At 55.1% G+C, this 17,496-nt stretch carries 14 protein-coding genes and 1 tRNA gene; 8 read left to right on the forward strand and 7 right to left on the reverse strand.

Annotated features, from left to right (window positions below):
• The first annotated feature begins 21 nt into the window (after positions 1 to 21).
• On the forward strand, positions 22 to 462 hold the full coding sequence (locus ABRP66_RS05505) for a DUF1990 family protein (RefSeq protein ID WP_284769991.1): 441 nt from the start codon (positions 22 to 24) through the stop codon (positions 460 to 462).
• 65 nt (positions 463 to 527) lie between these two features.
• Here the strand turns inward: ABRP66_RS05505 and ABRP66_RS05510 are convergent, their stop codons facing one another.
• A complete protein-coding gene (locus ABRP66_RS05510) occupies positions 528 to 1,139 on the reverse strand; it encodes a kinesin (protein WP_284769992.1) in 612 nt (203 codons plus the stop codon).
• 318 nt (positions 1,140 to 1,457) lie between these two features.
• On the opposite strand from ABRP66_RS05510, the gene ABRP66_RS05515 reads away from it, so the two are divergent.
• Together ABRP66_RS05515 and ABRP66_RS05520 are read left to right on the forward strand one after the other, a co-directional pair.
• Complete coding sequence (locus ABRP66_RS05515) at positions 1,458 to 1,901, forward strand: MarR family winged helix-turn-helix transcriptional regulator (RefSeq protein WP_284785007.1); 444 nt, start codon at positions 1,458 to 1,460, stop codon at positions 1,899 to 1,901.
• Positions 1,902 to 1,987: 86 nt separating this feature from the next.
• Positions 1,988 to 3,349 carry a DHA2 family efflux MFS transporter permease subunit gene (locus tag ABRP66_RS05520; protein WP_284785009.1) on the forward strand — a complete coding sequence of 454 codons (1,362 nt, stop codon included), beginning with the start codon at positions 1,988 to 1,990 and terminating at the stop codon, positions 3,347 to 3,349.
• A 40-nt stretch (positions 3,350 to 3,389) separates the two neighbouring features.
• Here ABRP66_RS05520 and ABRP66_RS05525 read toward each other — a convergent pair whose 3' ends face one another.
• A complete protein-coding gene (locus ABRP66_RS05525; RefSeq protein ID WP_349838429.1) occupies positions 3,390 to 5,189 on the reverse strand; it encodes a siderophore-interacting protein in 1,800 nt (599 codons plus the stop codon).
• 404 nt (positions 5,190 to 5,593) lie between these two features.
• A complete protein-coding gene (locus ABRP66_RS05530; protein ID WP_284785011.1) occupies positions 5,594 to 6,574 on the reverse strand; it encodes an ABC transporter substrate-binding protein in 981 nt (326 codons plus the stop codon).
• 565 nt (positions 6,575 to 7,139) lie between these two features.
• On the opposite strand from ABRP66_RS05530, the gene ABRP66_RS05535 reads away from it, so the two are divergent.
• From ABRP66_RS05535 to ABRP66_RS05545, 3 genes are read left to right on the forward strand one after another with little or no spacing between them, the layout of a single operon-like run.
• On the forward strand, positions 7,140 to 8,207 hold the full coding sequence (locus ABRP66_RS05535) for a FecCD family ABC transporter permease (RefSeq protein ID WP_284849905.1): 1,068 nt from the start codon (positions 7,140 to 7,142) through the stop codon (positions 8,205 to 8,207).
• The gene (locus tag ABRP66_RS05540; RefSeq protein ID WP_349838430.1) at positions 8,204 to 9,295 is read left to right on the forward strand and encodes a FecCD family ABC transporter permease; all 1,092 of its coding nucleotides are present in this window, start codon (positions 8,204 to 8,206) and stop codon (positions 9,293 to 9,295) included. Before ABRP66_RS05535 ends, ABRP66_RS05540 begins: the two co-directional genes overlap by 4 nt.
• A complete protein-coding gene (locus ABRP66_RS05545; protein WP_349838431.1) occupies positions 9,295 to 10,107 on the forward strand; it encodes an ABC transporter ATP-binding protein in 813 nt (270 codons plus the stop codon). Before ABRP66_RS05540 ends, ABRP66_RS05545 begins: the two co-directional genes overlap by 1 nt.
• 157 nt (positions 10,108 to 10,264) lie before the next feature.
• Here ABRP66_RS05545 and ABRP66_RS05550 read toward each other — a convergent pair whose 3' ends face one another.
• From ABRP66_RS05550 to ABRP66_RS05560, 3 genes are all read right to left on the reverse strand, one after another.
• Complete coding sequence (locus ABRP66_RS05550) at positions 10,265 to 11,095, reverse strand: GDSL-type esterase/lipase family protein (RefSeq protein WP_284769998.1); 831 nt, start codon at positions 11,093 to 11,095, stop codon at positions 10,265 to 10,267.
• 681 nt (positions 11,096 to 11,776) lie between these two features.
• Positions 11,777 to 11,853: transfer RNA gene (locus ABRP66_RS05555), tRNA-Met, on the reverse strand.
• A 162-nt stretch (positions 11,854 to 12,015) separates the two neighbouring features.
• Positions 12,016 to 14,985 carry a UPF0182 family protein gene (locus ABRP66_RS05560; RefSeq protein WP_284781739.1) on the reverse strand — a complete coding sequence of 990 codons (2,970 nt, stop codon included), beginning with the start codon at positions 14,983 to 14,985 and terminating at the stop codon, positions 12,016 to 12,018.
• Positions 14,986 to 15,108: 123 nt separating this feature from the next.
• Between ABRP66_RS05560 and ABRP66_RS05565 the strand changes: the two genes are divergently transcribed.
• Both ABRP66_RS05565 and ABRP66_RS05570 read left to right on the forward strand, forming a co-directional pair.
• Positions 15,109 to 15,645, forward strand: coding sequence for a PPA1309 family protein (locus ABRP66_RS05565; protein WP_284770000.1), 537 nt, complete (start codon positions 15,109 to 15,111; stop codon positions 15,643 to 15,645).
• A gap of 36 nt (positions 15,646 to 15,681) precedes the next feature.
• Positions 15,682 to 16,338: a beta-N-acetylglucosaminidase gene (locus tag ABRP66_RS05570; protein ID WP_284770001.1), complete on the forward strand. Its 657-nt coding sequence runs from the start codon at positions 15,682 to 15,684 to the stop codon at positions 16,336 to 16,338.
• A gap of 22 nt (positions 16,339 to 16,360) precedes the next feature.
• Here the strand turns inward: ABRP66_RS05570 and ABRP66_RS05575 are convergent, their stop codons facing one another.
• A complete protein-coding gene (locus ABRP66_RS05575) occupies positions 16,361 to 17,425 on the reverse strand; it encodes a YlbL family protein (RefSeq protein WP_284770002.1) in 1,065 nt (354 codons plus the stop codon).
• Positions 17,426 to 17,496 lie beyond the last annotated feature (71 nt).

Below are 17,496 nucleotides of genomic sequence, written 5' to 3' on the forward strand. Positions count from 1 at the left end.
AGATTAGCGCTGAGACTTAAGATGCCAGAGCCGCTTTCTTATTCCGATACCGCCGGATTTCCGCAGCTGCACATGAGCAGGGTCATCGACGCCGATTTCGATACCGCAGCCCACCGGCTCTTTCGCTGGGGCATCCAGCGCAGCGGCCTATTCCGCGTGAGCCCCACCCACCCAGTCGTACAAGAAGGCGCCGAGGTCACCATGGGCCTTGGCCCGTTTGATTTCCGCTGCCGCGTGGTCGAGACCTTCGCCGACGATGGCCGCTGCGGCTTTACCTACGGCACCTTGCCCGGACACCTCGAGCGCGGCGAGGAAACCTTTACCCTAGAGCGCCTGCGCGATGGGCGGACGCTGCTGCTTATCGATGCCACCTCCGAGCCCTTCCTGCCCTTCTTGCGCCCGCTTGTCGATATCCCCCGCCACCTCCTCATCCGCCGGTTCTACCTGCACGCGCTGGACTAGCACGACAGCACAAAAGGCCGCTGCCCCTCCCCCTACCGGAAAAGCAGCGGCCTACGCGTAGTTAACTACTTATGCTTCTCATCGAGGTTATCGCGAGCCTCGCGCACAACGTCTTTCACGCGGTCAAAGAAACCGCCCTTCTTGCCGGATCCGTCCTGGTATTCCTGTGCTTTGTCTTCCACGAAGTCCTTAGCGCGGTTGATGGCTTCTTCAACGACATTGCCGGCCTCGGTGACCTTGTCCTTCAAGTCATCGAAGTCATCGCGTTCATCATCTGCCACATCCTCTTGCGGCTGCTCTGGTGCGGTGCCGATGTGTTCTTCCTCGGCCTCGCCCACCACATGCTGTGAGGGCTCATAGTCCGCGTTGTCCTCATCCAGCTGTTCCTGCAGGTCCGGTTGCTCGGACGCGGCGGCGACGTGTTCTTCCTCAGCACCAGTAACGACGTGGTTCTTCGGCTCGTAATCACTCTGGGTCACGGAATCGTTCTGCTCATCCGCGTTCGCCGCTGCAGCGGCACCGGCAGCAGCTGCGGCTCCCGCGACACCGGCTCCCGCTGCAGCAACCTTGCCGGATTCAATCTTGTTGCCCTCGGCATCAGTCGATGCCAGGTAAGTAAACTTCTCGCGGTCCACGTCTACTTCGTGCCCAAGGGCGCGTGCAGTTTCTTTAGCCATTGCTTTGTACTCCTTAACTAGATCTATTCTTTCCTATCCTAGCGTTCCAGAAAGTTAAGGTGCATGCACGGGGAACCGGTATTGGAAAACCGGAAGGCTCTTTTGCGCGATTTAAGTGCCCATCCCAGCAGATAGAGGTACGGCTGAGCGTCAGGCTGTCCAAAACAACCGCGTTTCGCCAAAAATCGGGCCGAAAAATGGACAAACGCGGTTGTTTTATACGCTTTCCGCTCTCCACCGCGATCATCTCGCCAAAATTAGCGTGCAATAGGCACGCGTGCACTAGACACGCGTGTACTCTGCATGTATTCTGCTGGCATGGACACTCCAAGCAAACAAGTCGCCGACGCACTGGGACTCCTTTCCCAGCGCAGCCTCCGCCGACGCATGTACGCCTACCTCACCCAGGGGCTCGGTGAAGAAATCAATGAATCTACGTATTTGGTACTCAGCGGCCTAGACCGCTGTGGTCCCTCCACCCCAAAAGAGCTCGCCACCGTTATCGGCTTAGACCGCTCGGTGGTATCCCGCCACGCCTCGGTCTTAGAAAAAGCCGGGCTCATCACGCGCGCTACCGATCCCCGCGACGCGCGGTGGATACAACTGTCGCTAACCCCACTGGGCCAAGACAACGTCGCCGTAATGCGCTCACGCCTGACCCAAAAATTGGAAGAATTCCTCGCCCGCTGGCCGGAGCCCGCGCAACAACAATTCGCGGAAATGCTCACCGCCCTCACCCACGACGGACCATTCACCCCTTAACCCACACACCTCCATCACTATCTCCATCATGACCACACCTCACCACGCCATGTGCGCACGCGCACACACTCCGAAGGGAACCCCTCATGCAGGAAGAAGAAAAACTCGATCCCCAGACTAGGCGGGTCGTCATCGCCCTAGTCTTCGGCTCAATTTTGCCGCTGCTAGATATCAGCATCGTCAACGTCGCTATTCATTCCATTGGCGAGGCTTTCAACGCACCGATAGTTCTCGCCCAATGGGTCATCACCGGCTACGAGTTGGCCTCTACTATGGCCATTCCACTCAGCGGCTGGGCAACGCGCCGCTTCGGCGCCAAAAATCTCTGGATTACCGCGCTGGCAGTCTTCACCGTCGCTTCAATCCTGTGCGCGGTCTCTACACATATAGACATGCTTATCGCCTTCCGCATCCTGCAGGGATTCGCGGCGGGCTTCTCGGTGGCGGTGATGCAGACGCTCATTGTCACTAATGCCGGGAAGGACCAGGCCACACGCGCTATCACCGCAATCGGGCTACCGGCGGTTATCGCACCCGCTATTGCCCCACTACTGGGCGGGCTGCTTGTCGATGCCATCGGCTGGCGCGCCATCTTCCTCATCAACGTTCCCATCGGCATCACCGCGATTGCCCTTGCCGTGCACTATCTAGAACGAACCCCAGCAGACCCTACAGCCCAGCTTGACCGCACGGGATACCTCTTGCTCGCCCCCGGTTTGCTCACGGCGGTCTATGGCTTTACCACCATCGGGCACATGAGCTCCTGGGCAAGCGGAATTCTCCTCATCGCCAGCGCGGGGCTGATTGGATATTTTGTGCTACATGCGCTCCGGGCGCCTTCGCCGCTTATCGATGTCCGCTTATTTACCCACGCTTCCTTTTCCTCAGCGTGGGCAACACTGGCCATTGCAAGCACCGTGTTTTATGGCGGACTGTTTCTCATTCCGTTGCACTACCAGAGCAACTACGCCTACACCGCACTGCATGCGGGACTTCTGCTGGCCCTACAAAGCGTGGGCGCCTATTTCAGCCGCTCGGCATCGAAAAAATTCATCGCCCGATGGGGTACGCGGAAGACTGTCTACGTGTGCATTGTCGCCACTATTATCGGAACGCTACCTTTCGCTTTTCCCACCGGCCAGGCGGCAGGCTGGCTCATCCTTCAAGGCTGCGGGCTATTCGTGCGCGGCGGCGGCATCGGAGCCCTTACGGTGCTCACGATGTCCGCGACCTACCACGGCTTAACCAAAGATGAAGTCGTCCATGCCAGCGCTGCAGGCCGCATAGCGACCCAACTTGGCAGCGCACTCGGTGTGTCAGTCTGCACGGTGCTGATGACCCTTACCCACGGGGTCGGCTGGACGACCTTCGCCTACTTCACCGTGTTCACCACACTTATGGCTGTAACGGCCACCCGGCTCCCGCGTGGAACCGTAGTCCGGAAATAAATGGTGAAGCTCGAGGCGTTTGTCCCACCGAGGCTCCTCTTTAGGAATTCGGTTCTGCCTCCAGGACGAAAAGGTGTTTACCCCAGCCAACAGCCGTGGCAGAAGAAATTAGAGCGCCGCTATCAGCGACAACAGCGCTGACATCTTCTTGTGTCGGCACCTTCGTGCCGAACATGGAAAGCCTCACCAAGTCCTCTTCATAGGAATGCTCATCGCCCCCGGTTTCCTCCAGAACCTCGGAAAGGATATAAGCCCGATGGAACGCATCTCCGTGAGCGGCGCGGTCTAATTGGGCAGTCACCTCTGCGTTGCCAAAGACACTCCAGGGATCAATGAAGACTACATCAGTTGCCCACGCATAGTCCGCATCAGTGGGATTAAAGCCAGTTCCATCGCCACTCGTTTCGCACCGTTCACGAGAAGCTCCTGCGATTTCCCGTAGCACTGCTTCCGAGGAAGCATCGGTGATAACCCTGCTCTGAGCATGCTCACATCGCCGGAGAATTTCATCTGCATATACTGCACTGCCCTGCCCAACGATAAGGACGCGAGCCCTTTCATCGAGATAATGCTGCAGTTCCTTTGCCGCGGAAGGAGCAGTCCACCCAGCGCTCACATTCTTTTGCTCAAAGCGTTCGGCTGCCAGTTGCGGGTCCTGGCCAAGATATTCTGACCACGGCAATCCCCTCTCGCCTTGCGGAGCCGCCTCACCGGTACGAAGGCTGTGTTCAAGGCGCATCAGTGCCATCGCCTCAAGATGCGCAGGCCCGCTTAGCCAACGCACCACCTTTGAATCCGGGTCCGCCAGTTCCAGTCCCATTGCGGTCAAGGTGAAGGTGGACTCGCTGACTTCGACGAGTTCAAGAGCAGCTAGGTAGCGGATAAACCTCCGCAACGCCTCCTCGTGAAGTTCTGTCGCAGCAGCAAGGGCAGGAACTGTTTTGGCACCCGCATCGATCTCTTGAAAGAGCCCTAAACGTACGGCAGTGCGAAGCGCAAAGGCTGAATTCAACTCACCCAAATCATGGATATTGTGCAAAACACTATTACTACTGTTCGTCGCACTTTCTTTGCCGTCTTTCCGGCTAGTACGCCGCCAGTAGCCTGTAATTTCCTGATGCTCAGGGGCAATTCCGGAAGCTTTGAACAAACGCCGCAGTGTTTTCAGCCGGGACGCCTCCCCCGCCGCCCATACGTATGCTTCACCACTAGGCAATCGTGAATCAGCAGTCTCTTCAAAAAGCGCACTAGTCTTTGCTATGAAGTCGTAGCCCTGGTCACGTATCGCCCAGTGGACGTGAACTGAATCTGGAATGTCTAAGTCTTGAATATCAGCGCTCGTCGGAACCTCTATCACCGCAACCACATCATGCCCTGTCGGAAGTGATTCCAGGCAGCGGCCGATGGCTGGGAGCGCGGTCTCGTCTCCCGCCAAGAAAAGCCAATCGGTATGCGTGGGTAACTGCGCACACGACTTTGGACCTGCCACAAAAATAGCGTCACCGATCCGGACATTCTGTGACCAGTTTTCAGCCAAGCCCACGCCATGGCGAGCGAAATCAATTGCTAACCGCCCGTTAACAGCGTCAAAGTAGCGAACCGTGTATGTGCGGAAGAGATTTTTAACAGTTTCTGGCCACAGGAGGTTGCCATCGTTTTGGGCGATTGGGTGCGGCCGCTCTCCAGTTTCCGGATCTGGGAAGATGAGCCGAACGTCGTCATCAAAACCATGGCTTAACAATGAAGGAACGGAAATGCCATCGCGTTCATGCTCCTGGAGCTGTTCCCCGCTGAACGTAATTCGCCGCATGGATGGCGATATATCTTCGATATCTTCCACGTATAATTCCCGGTAAGAAATTGGATAAATTTCCCTGCTCCGGCTGTTCCTTGGCATTTTGAGACCATTCCCCTCTCGGTTTTGATGGCTTTTAATTCACTTTGTTCGATGGCCTAAATTTTCTTATTAAGTTGTTACTAACGCTTTGAACACCTTTCCCAACACCAAGCATTTCCAGCTCACCTAGAGACCTTTTAACGCGGCCATCGTGCTGCGCCGATGGGTGAATATGCGGAAAGCCTGACGTCGGTTTTCGTTGCCGGAAAGGCAAGAACGGACGCACCACTGCCTTGGATACAGTCTTTTAGAGAGAACGCCTTCCGATAAATCGAAAGGCGTTGACGACTACCTGCTGCAACGATCTGAGCCCCATCTAGCAGGCGTCGGAGTTGAGCAAACCTTGACTACTTTCCAACCTTTTCCAGCGTCGGCATCGTCTTGTCCAGGACCCAAGCTCGGCTCAGGCTCGTTGGGGTGTTGAGTCCAGCGACGACCGCCTCATCACCAGCGAGAGTCGCACCGGATTTTACCTGCGGCAAATCTTTGTATCCCGGAGTATTTTCAACTTCTTCGATTGAGCCGGTGCGGTTATAAATGACCATAAAATCAGCGGCCAGGTAAGATACGTTTTCCGGAGAAAGCGTGACGCGGCCTTTATCAACTGGGACCGATCCGTCAGTCAGCTTATCCGGAAACTTCATACCCAGGTCGTAGATGAAGGATGCACCCGGATCCTCAGGGTCTGCAACGGCACCAAAGGATCCCTGGGCGAATTGAGAAACAATGCCGGTTTTACCAGAGAGGTTTGGCAGTTTTTCCTTCACATCAGCGAAACGCTTCTGATCCTCATCAATGGCTTTCTTCGCTTCGGACTCCTTATTGAATATCTTGCCCAAAGCTTCTAGCTGTGCCTCCCAGCCAATCCCCTCCCCTTTATTGGAGATGCCGCCGAGGGTCGGTGCGATGGCTGACAATTCTTTGTAATTATCTTCAGATATTGTCCAATAGTCACCAACGATGAAGTCAGGTTCGATTGCCGCAATTTGTTCTTGTGGCAGAGTTTTGAAATCTGCCTGATCGATCACCTTGACACCATCGAGCTTCCCCTCGCGCCAGGGTGAGTTCTTATCTTTTGCATTCTGCACGACGGCTGCTGGTTTAATTCCAAGTTCCAGCAGGTTATCAACAGCCGGCCCCACGGCAACCACATTTTGTGGATTGGCCGGATACGTATCCGTACCCCGTGCATGCTCAATGGTCACGTCTTCTGCAACTTTGGAAGTTGCCGCTTCATCGGTTGAATCGTTCGACGAGCATCCTGACAAAACCAATCCGGCACAGATTGCGGCTGCGATAGTTGACCGCGCTCTCCTCTTTACTGACATCCTTTTTCCTTAAAGTCGGTTTCCTGAAGTTGTCCTCAACGTCTTCCACTGGATTTCCCAAAGACCCACAGGCAACTTTTAGGTTAGGTTAGCTTTACCTACACCACATTGCAATAGTGCTCCGCTGCAAATCGGTACAAAATTCCATTAACCAGCCTTGTCTAGACGGAAAACCATCCCCGTAGAGATTGAACTTCTTTCCCATCTGCAATCCAAGGGCAAAAAGCTCTTCTATGACCACTTCTCCATTCCTAAAATGCCCAGCATTCAATATGTCAATAACATTAGGGTTGACTAACCTAACTTGCGGCACATATATTTGTGTCTCACCTAACACTTCGCAAGTTGTCAATGACGTTCAACTGCGAAAATTCAGTCGCTAGCTCAGCGTGGGACACAAATGGGAACAAGTGTTTTCTTTGAAGAAACGGGAGGACTTCAACAGCAAGCCAATCGCCTGAAACTATCGCCTCTTCGTTTTATGGACCTGACTCCTAGACAAGCCGGTCCGGTTCTAAACAACACAGGTCTCACCGCACAGAACAGGATTTTCCTACTGACCACTATGGATATTCATTCCAGTTTCAGCATTAACGGCACCCAACTACCTCGAAGCCGCACCTATTCGCGACGCGTTGCGGGACTCATACTGTGTTTGGTGCTGCTCGTCCTCGGAGTTTGTTTGAGTATCGCTGTCGGAGCTAGAAGTATTCCGCTAACCGATGTCATATCTGCTCTCAGAGAAGTTCCTTCGCACCGTGCAACTGCTCTAAACTTTGAACAGCGCGTACTCTTCGAGCTCCGTGTGCCGAGGACCTTGATCGCAATCGTAGTGGGCGCTTCTCTCGGAGTAGCTGGCGCTTTAATTCAAGGCCACACCCGAAACCCGCTCGCCGATCCAGGCATTCTTGGGGTCAACGCTGGTGCCGCCTTAGCAGTAGTTTCCACTTTCGCAGTCTTTGGATCGATCAGTATGTTTGCAACAACTGTGGCTGCCTTCTTGGGCGCGGTAAGTGCAACCATCATTGTCTTCGGCCTGGGACGCATCAATGGAGGCAATGCTAGTCCGCTCACTCTTACACTTAGTGGCGCAGCCTTGTCTGCCGTGTTGAATTCGATCACTACAGGCCTCATTCTGGCAGAAGAAGCCAACCTGGACCGTATGCGTTTTTGGACCGTAGGTTCGGTAGCGGGTCGAGGTCTAGATGTCTTTTGGGGAGTACTTCCATTCGCAGTCTTGGGCATCGTCTTAGCCTTTGCTTCAGCCCCAGCTCTAAACTTACTTAACCTAGGAGACGATGTAGCTCAATGTCTCGGTGTTCGAACCGATCGGGCTCGCCTCTTCGGTATGGTCCTAATCTCTTTGCTTGCGGGGGCTGCGACCGCTATGGCAGGACCAGTTGGGTTCATTGGCTTGATAGTGCCGCATTTGGTTCGTGCCATCACAGGTCCTGACTATCGGTGGATTTTGCCGTATTCCGCCCTATTAGGTGCCACGTTGATGGTACTTGCTGATGTCATTGGCCGAATCATCGCACGTCCAGGCGAGTTACCGGTAGGAATCGTCGTCGCTTTTATCGGCGCCCCTTTATTCTTCGTGCTCGTCTTCCACCGGAAGGGGGTAGCGCTATGAGTAGTGACCGCAATTCCGTCCCCGGCCGCCCTGCCTTCCGCATTGGCACAAAACTATTAGAACTCTCAGTTGTTTGGCGCCCGTGGCAATTATCTACCACTTTCATTCTGGCTATACTGGCTCTACTTCTTGTGCCTTTTTCTATCATGCTGGGAGATTATCCGATCTCTTTCGGCCGAATACTGAAAGTTATTGTCAGCGGCCAAGGCACTCGACTGGAGAAACTAGTAGTCTTCGAATGGCGAATGCCGCGTGCTCTCACTGCGCTTACAGTAGGTTGTGCTCTTGGTCTCGCTGGAGCTTTAACACAATCGGTAACCAGAAATCCGCTCGCCAGTCCTGACATTTTAGGCATACCCGCCGGCGCCTCAGCAATGGCGGTTACGGTTATCGTCTTCGGCTCGGGTACCGGCATCATAGGCTGGTTGGCCGGCATCGGAGTCCCATTGGCCGCTTTTATCGGAGCAGTCAGTACAAGCGTCGTCGTGTGGATTCTTTCCTGGAAAGGAGACGCAAACCCATTCAGGCTCGTGCTCTCGGGCATAATCATTACCTCGCTGTTGTCTGGTTACATCAGCTTCGCCATGATTCGTGCCCAATTGCACGATGCCTCCGTCGCTCAATTTTGGCTGACTGGCTCACTAGAACGAGCAAATTGGACGACTACTTTTCCAGTAGCCATTGCAATAATAATGTCTGCGCCATTGCTCGGATGGGTTAGTTACCAACTACTGCCCACGGCGCTCGGCACAGACATGGCACAGGCACTCGGTTCTCGTGTCAATGCGGTGCAATTCTCCGTACTTATACTCGCCGTAGCATTAACTGCCGTTGCGGTCTCCGCAGCAAGCCCCATTGGCTTTGTAGCCTTTGTCGCTCCCCAATTAGCACTTCGTATCTGCCGTACCGCAACACCACCGCTGCTAGCCTCCGCCTTTACTGGAGCGATTCTTTTACTCGGCGCAGACGTCGTCATTCATGCTCTGTTGGGGATCGAGCTTCCTGTTGGAATCGTTACTTCGATAATTGGGGGCCTGTTTTTACTCTATTTACTCGTCCAGCAAAATCGGAAGGTCCAATCAGTTTAATGTCTGACCCATTAATCACTTCGCGCACAGCAATTACGGCATCAAACCTCACTGTAGGATACGCGCGCAACACTCCGATCCTTGAAAATATTGATGTAGAGCTCCCCAAAGGCAAAGTTACTACGATTGTTGGTCCCAACGGGTGCGGAAAATCAACCCTCTTACGCAGCCTCGCAAGGCTGTTACCCATAGAAAGTGGCACCGTAATGTTAGGTGAGCGCGATATCACTGAGCTTCGCCGAAAGGATGTGGCCACAAAAATTAGTGTGCTGCCACAGGCTCCCATTGCGCCAGAGGGTTTACTTGTATCCGATCTTGTCGCTCGCGGGCGCCATCCACATCAATCATGGCTGCGCCAATGGTCAGCATCGGATGAGCAGGAGGTTTATTCCGCGCTCACACAAACCGGCTCCCTGCAATTTGCTGAACGCTCCATTAATGAGCTTTCCGGTGGCCAACGCCAACGAGTGTGGATTTCCATGGTTCTAGCTCAAGACACAGAGATTATGTTCCTCGACGAGCCCACAACATACTTAGATTTGGCGACGTCCATCGAAATTCTCGAGCTCATTCGTTCGCTGCGAACTAAGCTGGGGCGCAGCATCGTTATGGTTTTGCATGACCTCAACTTGGCTATTCGATATAGCGACCATTTGATTGCAATGAACCAAGGTAAGATTCTTATAACTGGGCCCCCCAAGGAGATCATTTCTCCTCAATTACTTCTCACCGCATTCAACTTAAACGCCTTAGTTATTGAAGATCCGGTTACAGGAGGCCCACTCGTTGTCCCCTCTGGCGCTAATATCTAGCTACGCCGCACCCCCATGCACGCCTACAATTCGCGGCGGGCTTAGATCGAAAATATAAAAAGACCTTCACCCGTGCTTTCCACTGGTGAAGGTCTAAAAATTGGAGACAAAAGCTGAGTTGGAAACCACTGCCTCCAATTAAAGGAGCTTCGAATACTTATACGTGAGCCAAAAGAGTGTTAGCAATGTACTCGGAGCCTGCATCCGACGGATGAATACTCATGTTGTAGTTCGGCGTCGTGGTATCAATCAAGCCGGCGACCCAACGCTCGGCATCTGGAGCACACGTATCATGGCCGCGAGCGCCATCAATCATGTCAACGTAGGTTGCCCCAATTGAATTAGCTGCCTCAATTTGGTTATCACGGTTCCAATTTTCGACATCCCGCAGGATTGGGACGTAAATACCGCCCGGGCGGTTCGGGATCACATTGACCGCGCAGAGCGTTGCGTGTTCACGATCCACGGTAGGTAGTGCGCCCGATACAACGATCTTTGCTCCCGGTGCTGCGCGGTGAATCTTATCGCCAGCTTCCCGCAGACGGTTCACATAGTTATCGTGGACGTTTTTCGGGACATCCGGAGACCTCTTCAACACATCGAAGTTATACGGACCGTAGTCATTCATTCCTACAGCGATGACGACGGTGGAGTCATTGCGGATGTCGCCATTGGCAATAGCCCGGTCCAAGCGTTGATTCATGGTATTGGACGTCTGAGCGGTGCAGGACCAATCAGCCAGTGGTCGATTCGTCTTTGCGGCTAGCTTCCGCGGCCAGTTATTAGGCGCCTGAAGGCACCCCTCGCGCTGGGGGTAATTATCGGTTGCGCCAGGAACCCCGCGGAAGGTATTTCGGACTTGGTCAGGGTTGGCGGAGTAGGAGTCTCCGAGCGTAACGAGATTACCGGTCGGTGCGGCTGACGCGACACCGGAAAGACCTGTAGCGAGCATGACTGCTCCGCAAGCTGCAGCAATGTATTTGCTCACAAGGCGCATATTTGCGTTCCCTTTCAATCAAAAAATGAGTTACTTTTCTAGCCGTCCGATAGATAACTGCTCGTATTAAGAGTGTCATTGGCATCGATATACACAATTTATAAATAGCACCCATCGGCGAACATGTTTACGGCTATAACTATAGCGAACCCGCCCAGTGGATGCATACTTTCATACTTTTATCTCAATCCATTAGTATTTTCACTCGCGCTTCTCACGAAACTCCAGAATAAATAATTTATTTTCAATATAAGTGCGATCTATCACTACTGGAGACTGCAACATTACAATTTGGGAGTTTCTGGTAGGAAGTTACCGCACTTTTACTCTCATTTTAATTCCCAAATCCAGTCGCGAGATCCAAATCATATGCATCGGTCCCACATGTACCTGTAGCCCGCCAAAACGGCTGATGTAGTTTCGGTAGCTTCTGAGGAATCTGCAGACCCGCCCTCGGTCCACCAGCCTTCTTTGGCAACGGTTTCCCAACCGAATACTCACACTTCATAGGAATCAGAAAAGGACCCATGAAATGACAAAAGGTGCCCAGCCGATGACACAACACAAAACAACACGTTTTCTCGTTTAACCCTGTCGTCTAGGCCGCATTCAGCTCCACAAGGCATAAATAAAAGCCCTGACCAGAACTTAATCTGGTCAAGGCCTGGAAGTTGGTAGCGGGGGCAGGATTCGAACCTACGACCTCTGGGTTATGAGCCCAGCGAGCTACCGAGCTGCTCCACCCCGCGTCGAGATGACTTCCATCATCTGCGCTTGAACAGTTCATTAATACTTAATGTATTCGCTCTGTCCCGGCGACTTCTGTAACTATACAGACAGGAAGGCACCTACCCAAATCCCCTGGGTAGGTGCCTTATTTCCTGAGTTTCGAGTGTAAGAAGTTGGAGGTTTTAGCCTTCGGACTTCTGGTAGGACTCGACGGCCTTATCCAACTCATCTAGGGCGCGGCCGTACTCTTCAAAGGAGCCATTGCGGGCATCCTCCAGGCCCTTCAGGGCCTTGTTGATGTCCTCGATAGCGCCTGCTTCATCGGAGGAACGAGGGGCCGAAGCCGGAGCGGATTCCTCAGTAGATTCCTTCTTCTCGTCCTTCTTGTCCGCAGAAGAGCTGTCCTTATCGGCATCGTCGTCGCCGGAGTCGCCCTCGATCTCTTCGATGTCCTGGGCGGACTTGGCGTCGATTCCCACCTGCTCAAGGGCATCACCGATAGTCGGTGCGTAGCCCACGCGGCCCTTGTAGGACACGAGCACACGCAGCAGCTTCGGGAAGGCGGATGCCTGATCCTTGCGCTGCGAGTAAATCGGCTCGAGGTAGAGGATCTCGCCGCCGCCGACCGGCAAGGCCAGCAGGTTACCGTTGTGCAGATCGTTGGTGCCTTCCCACAGGGTGCGGTCGCGGGCAACCTGGTCAGAAGACATCATGGCGTCCTGTGCCTGCTTCGGACCCTGGGTCTGCGTATTGGTTGGCAGCACGCGCACGGTGATATCGCCGTAGGTATCCGGATCGGAAGATACCGCCATGTGTGCGGACAGGAACTCACGGTTCAGACCACGGTACGAGGTGGTCAGCTGGAAGCTCGGGTCGCCGGTTTCCGGATCGGCAGCCATCACGTAGTACGGCGGCTGGTTCAGGTCACGGGATTCCTCTGCGGTCGGGTCATTCGGTACGGACCAGAAGGCGTCGTTATTGAAGAAGACGTTCGGGTCATCAACGTGGTAGCGGGCCAAGAGGTCACGCTGCACCTTGAACATGTCCTCTGGGTAGCGGAAGTGCTCGCGCAGCTCATCGGAGATCTCGGATTCCGGCTTCACCACATCCGGGAAGACACCTTCCCAGGCCTTGAGAACGGGGTCTTCCTTGTCGAACTCGTAGAGGTCCACGCTGCCGTCATAGGCATCCACGGTCGCCTTCACGGAGTTGCGGATATAGCCCACCCGGTCATTGACCAAGCGCTGGGTTGTGCCATCGGGGTTGAGGGCGTCCTGGGTGGCATCGGAAAGCGAAGCGCGCTGCGAGTACGGCAGGGAGTCCAGGGTGGTGTAACCATCGACGATCCACTTCAGATGACCATCAATAACGGCCGGGTAGGTAGCGGAATCGGTGGTCAGCCATGGGGCAACCTTCTCCACGCGCTCGCGGGGGTCGCGGTCATAAAGCAGCTTGGATTCGCTGCCCACGCGGTCCGAAAGCAGGAAGTTCAGCTCGCGGTACTTGGCGGCATACATGGTGCGGTCAAAGAGATTGCCAATCTCAACGCCGCCCTCACCGTCATAGGTGTAGTTGGTGCTATCGGTGTCGTACTCCACTGGGTTCTCGCCGGTGGTACCGGTAATGGCGTAGTCCAAGTTATCTGCGGCACTAGCGATGACCGGGCCGTAGTAAATGCGTGGCTGGTCTACCTTGATGCCCAAGGACTTCTCGGCATCTTGGGTCTCGCCCTCACCCTCGGACTCGCCGGCCTGGGTCTGTAGGTCAGAGACGGTGAAGATGGGATAACCACCGCGGGCGGAACCGGCATCGCGGGCAACCTCGTCGACGGTATTGGCCTGCGCGGCCACGAAACCATTGCCGTGGGTATACACAGTGTGGCGGTTGATCCAGTCGGACTGGTTTTCGCGCAGCTCATTCGGGTCCAACTCGCGCGCCGCAACGACGAAGTCGCGCATCTTGCCATCGATTTCGTAGCGATCCATGGACAGCGTTTCTGGGAAACCGTAGAAGTTCTTCAGCTGCTGCATCTGGGTAAACGTCGGCGACAAAATCTCTGGATCCAGCAGGCGCAGGTTATTGATGGTGGCGTTATCGGAGGCAACCTTGTCATCCGATACGTTATCGCCGCCCCAGTTTTCCTTGTAGGTCACGTGGTCATCTGTAAGCCCATAGGCATACCGCGTAGCCTCAATGTTGCGGGCGATGGACTCGTTTTCCTTGGCCTGGCGGTTTGGCTGCACCGAGAAGCGCTCCATCAGCAGCGGCCATGCCTGACCGATGATCAGGGAGGACGCGAGCATGAGCACGACGGCGAGGCCAGGGATGCGCAGGTCCTTGATGACGATGGCCATAAAGAGCGCAATAGCGACGAAGACGCCGATGATCATCAAAATGATCTTGGCGGGCAGGTAGGCGTGGATATCCGTGTAGGAACCACCGGTAAACAGGTCGTGCTCCGAATACAGCAGCCCGTAGCGCTCCAGCCAGTAGCCGGCGACCTGGGCCACCATCCACAGCCCGGCCGTAATGGCAAGCTGCAGGCGCGCCGCGCGGGAGATGGAACCGCGCACGCCCGCGGCCTTATTGCCAATGCGGATTCCGCCCAAGATGTAGTGGCCGAATAGGGCAATGAGGAAGGCGAGCACGAGCAGGATGGACAGGGTGTTAACCACCATCTGCAGCACGGGCAGGCTAAAGGCATAAAAGCCCAAGTCGTGGTGGAATTGGGGGTCCTGTACGCCAAAGTCCTGGCCGTTGAGGAATAGCATCACATCGCGCCAGTGGGATTGGCCAATAAAGCCTGCGATTATACCCACGATGGCCGGGATGACCTCGAAAAGCACGCCCATGGATTTCTCAATGGACTGGCGGTACTGATAGACCGGCGAATTCAGATCCCCCACATCCAGGGAATCGGGGCGTCCGCGCCAGGCAAAGAACCCGGCTGCCCACACCACTGCGGCTGCAACGAGTCCGAAGATGATAAAGAGGACTATGCGCGCAATAATCGCAGTGGTAAATACGCTGCGGTAATCAATGGAGCCAAACCACCTCCAATCCGTGTACATGCCCACGAGCATGGGGCCGAAGAATAAGAGGACGGCAATGATGGCCGCAATAATTGCCGCGACCTTAGGAGGCCGCTTCAATGGGGCGGCTGGTGTGGATGACCCTAGGGACAACGCCAGCTCCAATCAAATAGTGCGAATATTAAACATGTAGACTTTTCCCAGTTTAAGGAATCAATACCCAGATAACGAATAAGGATGCCTATGAGTTCCCCCGAATTATCACAGCCAGCTTTAAACCGCGCTATGACGGAGGCCGTGGATTTCGTCCACGCTGAAGGTTGGGACGCCCGCCCCACCATCTTCGCGCTTGTTCCCACCCACCTAGTGGCGGACCAGCTAGCGGCCATGGATGAGGAAACCGCGTCCCCGCTGACCCTTATCGTGCAAGACAACGTCCCGGAAAACATCGAGCCAGGCTCCGAGGAATTGGCTGATTACGTCTCCCGCTTGGCCTGGCCGCGCGAGGTCGCAGGCGCCATCTTGGCCCAGGAGATCAAATTCCGGGATACCTCCAGCGAGGACCCCTCCCCTCGCCCGGCGCGCCTGTATTCGGGTGCCCTGCGCGAGGAAGGAATTGAGACCACCTTGCTGCAGCTGCGGCCCACCGAAGAAGAGCTAGAGGCAGCAGGTCCCTTTGCTGAGGACGATATTCAGCTCCGCGGCGGCCCGCAGGTGGCCCCTGGCGTGATCGCCGCTTTGCGCTATGGCCTCAACCAGGATCCGGATGAACTAGACTAAGTGGCAATTAAGCCCGCAACCAAGGAGTTCTATACAGTGCGACGCCTTTCCTTCTCCCGCCGTTCTTCTGCCCGTACCGCTACCGCGGCGGCGCTACTAGGGCTCAGCGTGGCTGCGGCAAGTTGTTCCTCCGGTGCCGATGCGCCTGACGATGCCCCCGTAGAGACCACCTCTGCGGCCACCACCACAGCCTCTGAGAACGACGAGGAGTCCGCGGCATCGAGCACCGAATCCTCTACGGAGTCAGAATCAGCAGCCAAGGATGAGGACGAGGCTTCCGAAGAAAGCACCACCCGCGAGCCGAGCGCTAGCAGTGAGCTGGATAAGTCGGTGGCCAAGGTCTATGACGTTTATAAGTCGCTGGCACCCAAGGACCTATTCGCCCAGTTTGAGCGCTGCGATTCCACCGGCGGGGATTCTTCCTACAATTGCTCCGGCCCTAAGGTGGGGCAATTCCAATTCTTTAAGTCCCACTCCAAGGCCTCCCAGACCACCCAAGTCCTTACGGAGTTGCGCAGCTCCCATGCCATCGAGGACGATGGCGATCGCGTCGTCGGCTGGTCTACGTTGGGCACCACCGCGGTTATCACCGTGGTGGATAATAAGGAAGGCTTGGTCATGCAACAGATGATTTCTTCTGACCAAGTGGACCCGGAGGAAAAGATCAAGGAATTGGGCCTAGTAAAGGACTAGGCCTCGGCCTTATTAGCTTTTATTAGCTGCATTCCTTGACGTCTTTGCCCGCTGCAAAGTCCTTCATAGCCGCCACGGCATCGTCGAGGTTTTCTACCTGCGCAATGGTCATATCGCCGTGGTCGCTGCCGGCCGCCGCTGAACAGTTGTCCTTAGGCGCCAAGAAGAGCTCGGCGCCTGCCTCGTGCGCGGCGGCGATTTTATGCTCGATGCCACCAATTGGCCCAACCTTGCTATCGGCCTGAATGGTACCGGTGCCGGCCACGAAGGTACCGCCGGTTAAGTCTTCATCGCTGAGCTTATCGATGACCGCCAGGGTAAACATCATGCCCGCTGACGGCCCGCCGATATCCTGCAGGTTATAGTTCACCGAAATATCGTCCTTGGGCTGCGATAGCATGGCTACTCCCAGCAGCGCCTTGCCCTTATCGTGCGGGTTTTCGCCCAATTCAATCTCTTCGCTGAGGTCTTTGTCCCCACGAGTGACGCTGATTTTTACCTTATCGCCAGGGCTTTTGTCCTTGATGATGTCTTGGACCTCGCTCGGCTCGGTGACCTCGGTGCCATCGACGGCGGTGATGACATCGTCCTTTTTAAGGTGTTCCGCGGCGGCGCCGTCCTCGATGACCTCGGCCACGGTGATTTTGACCGGCAGGTGCAAATAGTCCATCGCCGCAATGGTGGCTGCGGATTCAGATTGGGTAAAGGCCTGCTTATTGGATTCTTGGACCTCTTCATCGGTCATATTCTGCGGAATGACGGTATCGATGGGCACCAAAGTGTCATCGGTAAGCGCCCAGCGCCCCAGCGCCTGCGCCAAGGTCATATTGGTGCGCACGGACACAGTGGTCATATTGAGGTGACCACTGGGCTCATAGGTCTTCGGCGCCTGCACATCAACAACTTGGGTGCCATCAACCTCGCCCAGCGTATCCACGGTAGGGCCAGGGCCTTCGGCGGCATAAGGAACGGTCAGCGAGACATCGGTGCCCGGGATATGGTCAAGCGATACCAACGCACCGGTAAGCACAACGGGGATGGCACCCCAGGCGATGGTGCGGACGCGACGGCTAGCAGGAGAATTCACGAAGCAATAGCCTACAACCTTTGGCGTACTGTTCGCTGTCAGCGTTGCTGTGATCATGGAAACTTTCCGCA

It is taken from the genome of Corynebacterium sp. KPL2680, assembly GCF_040225675.1.
Taxonomy (GTDB): Bacteria; Actinomycetota; Actinomycetes; order Mycobacteriales; family Mycobacteriaceae; genus Corynebacterium; species Corynebacterium rhinophilum.

Coding starts and splice junctions, on each gene's coding strand:
- ABRP66_RS05505 (WP_284769991.1), top strand. CDS start 22: ATGCCAGAGCCGCTTTCTTATTCCGATACCGCCGGATTTCCGCAGCTG.
- ABRP66_RS05510 (WP_284769992.1), bottom strand. CDS start 1,139: ATGGCTAAAGAAACTGCACGCGCCCTTGGGCACGAAGTAGACGTGGAC.
- ABRP66_RS05515 (WP_284785007.1), top strand. CDS start 1,458: ATGGACACTCCAAGCAAACAAGTCGCCGACGCACTGGGACTCCTTTCC.
- ABRP66_RS05520 (WP_284785009.1), top strand. CDS start 1,988: ATGCAGGAAGAAGAAAAACTCGATCCCCAGACTAGGCGGGTCGTCATC.
- ABRP66_RS05530 (WP_284785011.1), bottom strand. CDS start 6,574: ATGTCAGTAAAGAGGAGAGCGCGGTCAACTATCGCAGCCGCAATCTGT.
- ABRP66_RS05535 (WP_284849905.1), top strand. CDS start 7,140: ATGGATATTCATTCCAGTTTCAGCATTAACGGCACCCAACTACCTCGA.
- ABRP66_RS05540 (WP_349838430.1), top strand. CDS start 8,204: ATGAGTAGTGACCGCAATTCCGTCCCCGGCCGCCCTGCCTTCCGCATT.
- ABRP66_RS05545 (WP_349838431.1), top strand. CDS start 9,295: ATGTCTGACCCATTAATCACTTCGCGCACAGCAATTACGGCATCAAAC.
- ABRP66_RS05565 (WP_284770000.1), top strand. CDS start 15,109: ATGAGTTCCCCCGAATTATCACAGCCAGCTTTAAACCGCGCTATGACG.